Origin of the sequence: Pseudarthrobacter sulfonivorans, assembly GCF_014712225.1 — a bacterium.
GTDB lineage: Bacteria > Actinomycetota > Actinomycetes > Actinomycetales > Micrococcaceae > Arthrobacter > Arthrobacter sulfonivorans.
Map to the genome: position 1 here is coordinate 1 of NZ_JACXBW010000033.1, position 5,620 is coordinate 5,620.

General features: G+C 55.4%; 3 rRNA genes. All 3 read left to right on the top strand.

Annotation, left to right across the window (positions count from 1 at the left end):
* Positions 1-85 precede the first annotated feature (85 nt).
* Positions 86-1,609: ribosomal RNA gene (locus IAQ70_RS22355) — 16S ribosomal RNA — on the top strand.
* A gap of 548 nt (positions 1,610-2,157) precedes the next feature.
* Positions 2,158-5,297, top strand: a 23S ribosomal RNA gene (locus IAQ70_RS22360).
* Positions 5,298-5,497: 200 nt separating this feature from the next.
* Positions 5,498-5,614 (top strand): 5S ribosomal RNA (gene rrf, locus IAQ70_RS22365).
* The 16S, 23S and 5S rRNA genes sit together here, the layout of an rRNA operon.
* Positions 5,615-5,620: the final 6 nt, after the last annotated feature.

Consider the following 5,620-nt stretch of genomic DNA (forward strand, 5'->3'; position numbering starts at 1 on the left):
TGGTTTTTACAGCTGGTTTCAAATTTTGCAGCCTTCTTTCCCCGTTATTTCCGGGGGTGTTGGTTGTGTTCGTTTTTGTTTTACTTCAACGGAGAGTTTGATCCTGGCTCAGGATGAACGCTGGCGGCGTGCTTAACACATGCAAGTCGAACGATGAACCTCACTTGTGGGGGGATTAGTGGCGAACGGGTGAGTAACACGTGAGTAACCTGCCCTTGACTCTGGGATAAGCCTGGGAAACTGGGTCTAATACCGGATATGACTCCTCATCGCATGGTGGGGGGTGGAAAGCTTTTTGTGGTTTTGGATGGACTCGCGGCCTATCAGCTTGTTGGTGAGGTAATGGCTCACCAAGGCGACGACGGGTAGCCGGCCTGAGAGGGTGACCGGCCACACTGGGACTGAGACACGGCCCAGACTCCTACGGGAGGCAGCAGTGGGGAATATTGCACAATGGGCGAAAGCCTGATGCAGCGACGCCGCGTGAGGGATGACGGCCTTCGGGTTGTAAACCTCTTTCAGTAGGGAAGAAGCGAAAGTGACGGTACCTGCAGAAGAAGCGCCGGCTAACTACGTGCCAGCAGCCGCGGTAATACGTAGGGCGCAAGCGTTATCCGGAATTATTGGGCGTAAAGAGCTCGTAGGCGGTTTGTCGCGTCTGCCGTGAAAGTCCGGGGCTCAACTCCGGATCTGCGGTGGGTACGGGCAGACTAGAGTGATGTAGGGGAGACTGGAATTCCTGGTGTAGCGGTGAAATGCGCAGATATCAGGAGGAACACCGATGGCGAAGGCAGGTCTCTGGGCATTAACTGACGCTGAGGAGCGAAAGCATGGGGAGCGAACAGGATTAGATACCCTGGTAGTCCATGCCGTAAACGTTGGGCACTAGGTGTGGGGGACATTCCACGTTTTCCGCGCCGTAGCTAACGCATTAAGTGCCCCGCCTGGGGAGTACGGCCGCAAGGCTAAAACTCAAAGGAATTGACGGGGGCCCGCACAAGCGGCGGAGCATGCGGATTAATTCGATGCAACGCGAAGAACCTTACCAAGGCTTGACATGGACTGGAAATACCTGGAAACAGGTGCCCCGCTTGCGGCCGGTTCACAGGTGGTGCATGGTTGTCGTCAGCTCGTGTCGTGAGATGTTGGGTTAAGTCCCGCAACGAGCGCAACCCTCGTTCTATGTTGCCAGCGCGTGATGGCGGGGACTCATAGGAGACTGCCGGGGTCAACTCGGAGGAAGGTGGGGACGACGTCAAATCATCATGCCCCTTATGTCTTGGGCTTCACGCATGCTACAATGGCCGGTACAAAGGGTTGCGATACTGTGAGGTGGAGCTAATCCCAAAAAGCCGGTCTCAGTTCGGATTGGGGTCTGCAACTCGACCCCATGAAGTCGGAGTCGCTAGTAATCGCAGATCAGCAACGCTGCGGTGAATACGTTCCCGGGCCTTGTACACACCGCCCGTCAAGTCACGAAAGTTGGTAACACCCGAAGCCGGTGGCCTAACCCCTTATGGGGAGGGAGCTGTCGAAGGTGGGACTGGCGATTGGGACTAAGTCGTAACAAGGTAGCCGTACCGGAAGGTGCGGCTGGATCACCTCCTTTCTAAGGAGCACCTACAATCACCTTGCCTCATGTATGTGAGTGTGGAGGGGTTGTCAGGAGTACGCCCGTTGCGCAGACGCTAGTTCTGCGGCGGGTGCTCACGGGTGGAATATCAACAAATAGCGGCCGCGTGTTCTTCTTCCTTGCCTAGTACGGTGATCGGGTTCCTTTCGGGGTTCCTGGTTTGCCTGGAACGGTGCGGGGAGTGGGGATGGGTGGTTTAGTGTTTGGCACACTGTTGGGTCCTGAGGCAACAGGGCCGGGGTTCTTTCCTTTGGGGAGGGTTCCGGGTTTGTTTGTTTCTGGTTTCCTGGCTGCACCGATGACACGGTTGCGTTCTGCTTTGGCGGGCGTGTGTGTGGGGTGTGTGGTTTGGGGTTGTTGTTTGAGAACTACATAGTGGACGCGAGCATCTTTTATAAGAAGCAATTTCCAAGAATATGAACCTGGATCTGTCCGGGTGCTGTTGCTGTGGCCCTTTGGGTTTGGTGGTGGTATCCGGGTGGTTTTCGTGGTTCTCTCGAAAATTAGTTTTTTTGATCTTTTGTGGTCAAGTTTTTAAGAGCACACGGTGGATGCCTTGGCATTAGGAGCCGAAGAAGGACGTAGGAATCTGCGATAAGCCTGGGGGAGTCGATAACCGGACTGTGATCCCAGGGTGTCCGAATGGGGAAACCCCGCCAGGGGCGCGAGCTGCCTGGTGACCCGCATCTGAACACATAGGGTGCGTGGAGGGAACGCGGGGAAGTGAAACATCTCAGTACCCGCAGGAAGAGAAAACAATAGTGATTCCGTTAGTAGTGGCGAGCGAACGCGGATCAGGCTAAACCGTTCCATGTGTGATAGCCGGCGGGCGTTGCATGGTCGGGGTTGTGGGACTTTCCATACCATCTCTGCCGGGGTGGTGGGGTGTGATGTGCAGGCATAGGTGAACGGTCTTGAAAGGCCGGCCAGAGAGGGTGTGAGCCCCGTAACCGAAATGTTTTGTGCCGCCCGGGAAGTATCCCAAGTAGCACGGGGCCCGAGAAATCCCGTGCGAATCTGTCAGGACCACCTGATAAGCCTAAATACTCCCTAATGACCGATAGCGGACCAGTACCGTGAGGGAAAGGTGAAAAGTACCCCGGGAGGGGAGTGAAACAGTACCTGAAACCGTGTGCTTACAATCCGTCGGAGCCAGTCTGATTCTGGTGACGGCGTGCCTTTTGAAGAATGAGCCTGCGAGTTAGTGTTACGTCGCGAGGTTAACCCGTGTGGGGAAGCCGTAGCGAAAGCGAGTCTGAATAGGGCGTTGCAGTGGCGTGATCTAGACCCGAAGCGAAGTGATCTACCCATGGCCAGGTTGAAGCGACGGTAAGACGTCGTGGAGGACCGAACCCACTTCAGTTGAAAATGGAGGGGATGAGCTGTGGGTAGGGGTGAAAGGCCAATCAAACTTCGTGATAGCTGGTTCTCCCCGAAATGCATTTAGGTGCAGCGTTGCGTGTTTCTTACCGGAGGTAGAGCTACTGGATGGCTAATGGGCCCTACAAGGTTACTGACGTCAGCCAAACTCCGAATGCCGGTAAGTGAGAGCGCAGCAGTGAGACTGTGGGGGATAAGCTTCATAGTCGAGAGGGAAACAGCCCAGACCACCAACTAAGGCCCCTAAGCGTGTGCTAAGTGGGAAAGGATGTGGAGTTGCGAAGACAACCAGGAGGTTGGCTTAGAAGCAGCCATCCTTAAAAGAGTGCGTAATAGCTCACTGGTCAAGTGATTCCGCGCCGACAATGTAGCGGGGCTCAAGTACACCGCCGAAGTTGTGGATTTCAAATATTTGCCAAGCCGCCCACTTGTTGGGTTGGTTCAGGCGTTTGGAGTGGTAGGGGAGCGTCGTGTGGGCAGTGAAGTCGCGGTGTAAACCAGCGGTGGAGCCTACACGAGTGAGAATGCAGGCATGAGTAGCGAAAGACGGGTGAGAAACCCGTCCGCCGAATGATCAAGGGTTCCAGGGTCAAGCTAATCTGCCCTGGGTAAGTCGGGACCTAAGGCGAGGCCGACAGGCGTAGTCGATGGACAACGGGTTGATATTCCCGTACCGGCGAAAAACCGTCCATGTTGAACAGGGGATACTAACCGCCCGATACCTGCCCGCCCGCCCTTGTGGCGACGTGGGTTTTGGTGGAGCGCGGGACCTGATCCTGGGAGGCAAGCGTATTAACAGGTGTGACGCAGGAAGGTAGCCGAGCCGGGCGATGGTTGTCCCGGTCTAAGGATGTAGGGCGAACGGTAGGCAAATCCGCTGTTCATGATGCCTGAGATCTGATGGGACCCCCGTAAGGGGGGATTTGGTGATCCTATGCTGCCGAGAAAAGCATCGACGCGAGGTTTTAGCCGCCCGTACCCCAAACCGACACAGGTGATCAGGTAGAGAATACTAAGGCGATCGAGAGAATTATGGTTAAGGAACTCGGCAAAATGCCCCCGTAACTTCGGGAGAAGGGGGGCCCCAACCTTGAACACCACTTGCTGGTGGGAGGGGATCGGGGCCGCAGAGACCAGGGGGAAGCGACTGTTTACTAAAAACACAGGTCCGTGCGAAGTCGCAAGACGATGTATACGGACTGACTCCTGCCCGGTGCTGGAAGGTTAAGAGGACCGGTTAGCCCTTACGGGCGAAGCTGAGAATTTAAGCCCCAGTAAACGGCGGTGGTAACTATAACCATCCTAAGGTAGCGAAATTCCTTGTCGGGTAAGTTCCGACCTGCACGAATGGAGTAACGACTTCCCCGCTGTCTCAACCATAAACTCGGCGAAATTGCAGTACGAGTAAAGATGCTCGTTACGCGCAGCAGGACGGAAAGACCCCGAGACCTTTACTATAGTTTGGTATTGGTGTTCGGAGTGGCTTGTGTAGGATAGGTGGGAGACGTTGAAGCCCGGACGCCAGTTCGGGTGGAGTCATCGTTGAAATACCACTCTGGTCACTTTGGACATCTAACTTCGGCCCGTAATCCGGGTCAGGGACAGTGCCTGATGGGTAGTTTAACTGGGGCGGTTGCCTCCTAAAAAGTAACGGAGGCGCCCAAAGGTTCCCTCAGCCTGGTTGGCAATCAGGTGTCGAGTGTAAGTGCACAAGGGAGCTTGACTGTGAGAGAGACATCTCGAGCAGGGACGAAAGTCGGGACTAGTGATCCGGCGGTACATTGTGGAATGGCCGTCGCTCAACGGATAAAAGGTACCTCGGGGATAACAGGCTGATCTTGCCCAAGAGTCCATATCGACGGCATGGTTTGGCACCTCGATGTCGGCTCGTCGCATCCTGGGGCTGGAGTAGGTCCCAAGGGTTGGGCTGTTCGCCCATTAAAGCGGTACGCGAGCTGGGTTTAGAACGTCGTGAGACAGTTCGGTCCCTATCCGCTGCGCGCGCAGGAAATTTGAGAAGGGCTGTCCTTAGTACGAGAGGACCGGGACGGACGAACCTCTGGTGTGTCAGTTGTACTGCCAAGTGCACCGCTGATTAGCTACGTTCGGATGGGATAACCGCTGAAAGCATCTAAGCGGGAAGCTCGCTTCGAGATGAGATTTCCATACACCTTGTGTGTGAGAGGCCCCCAGCCAGACCACTGGGTTGATAGGCCGGATGTGGAAGCGAGGACTAACGACTCGTGAAGCTGACCGGTACTAATAGGCCGATAACTTACACCACACACCACTGCGTGAACGGATTTCAAAAGACGTTCACACCAAGCACTGGTAAAAAGAAACAAGACTGCTTGCGTCCACTATGTGGTTCCCAAACAACAAACCAAAACGTTGTCAGGGAACACCAACTAAATAACAACACCACAGTTGTAACCACCAGATTTCCCGCCCCCGGCCTTGGCCGGCAGGGTGCGGAGCAAGGGTTACGGCGGTCATAGCGTGGGGGAAACGCCCGGTCCCATTCCGAACCCGGAAGCTAAGACCCACAGCGCCGATGGTACTGCACCCGGGAGGGTGTGGGAGAGTAGGTCACCGCCGGAACACCAT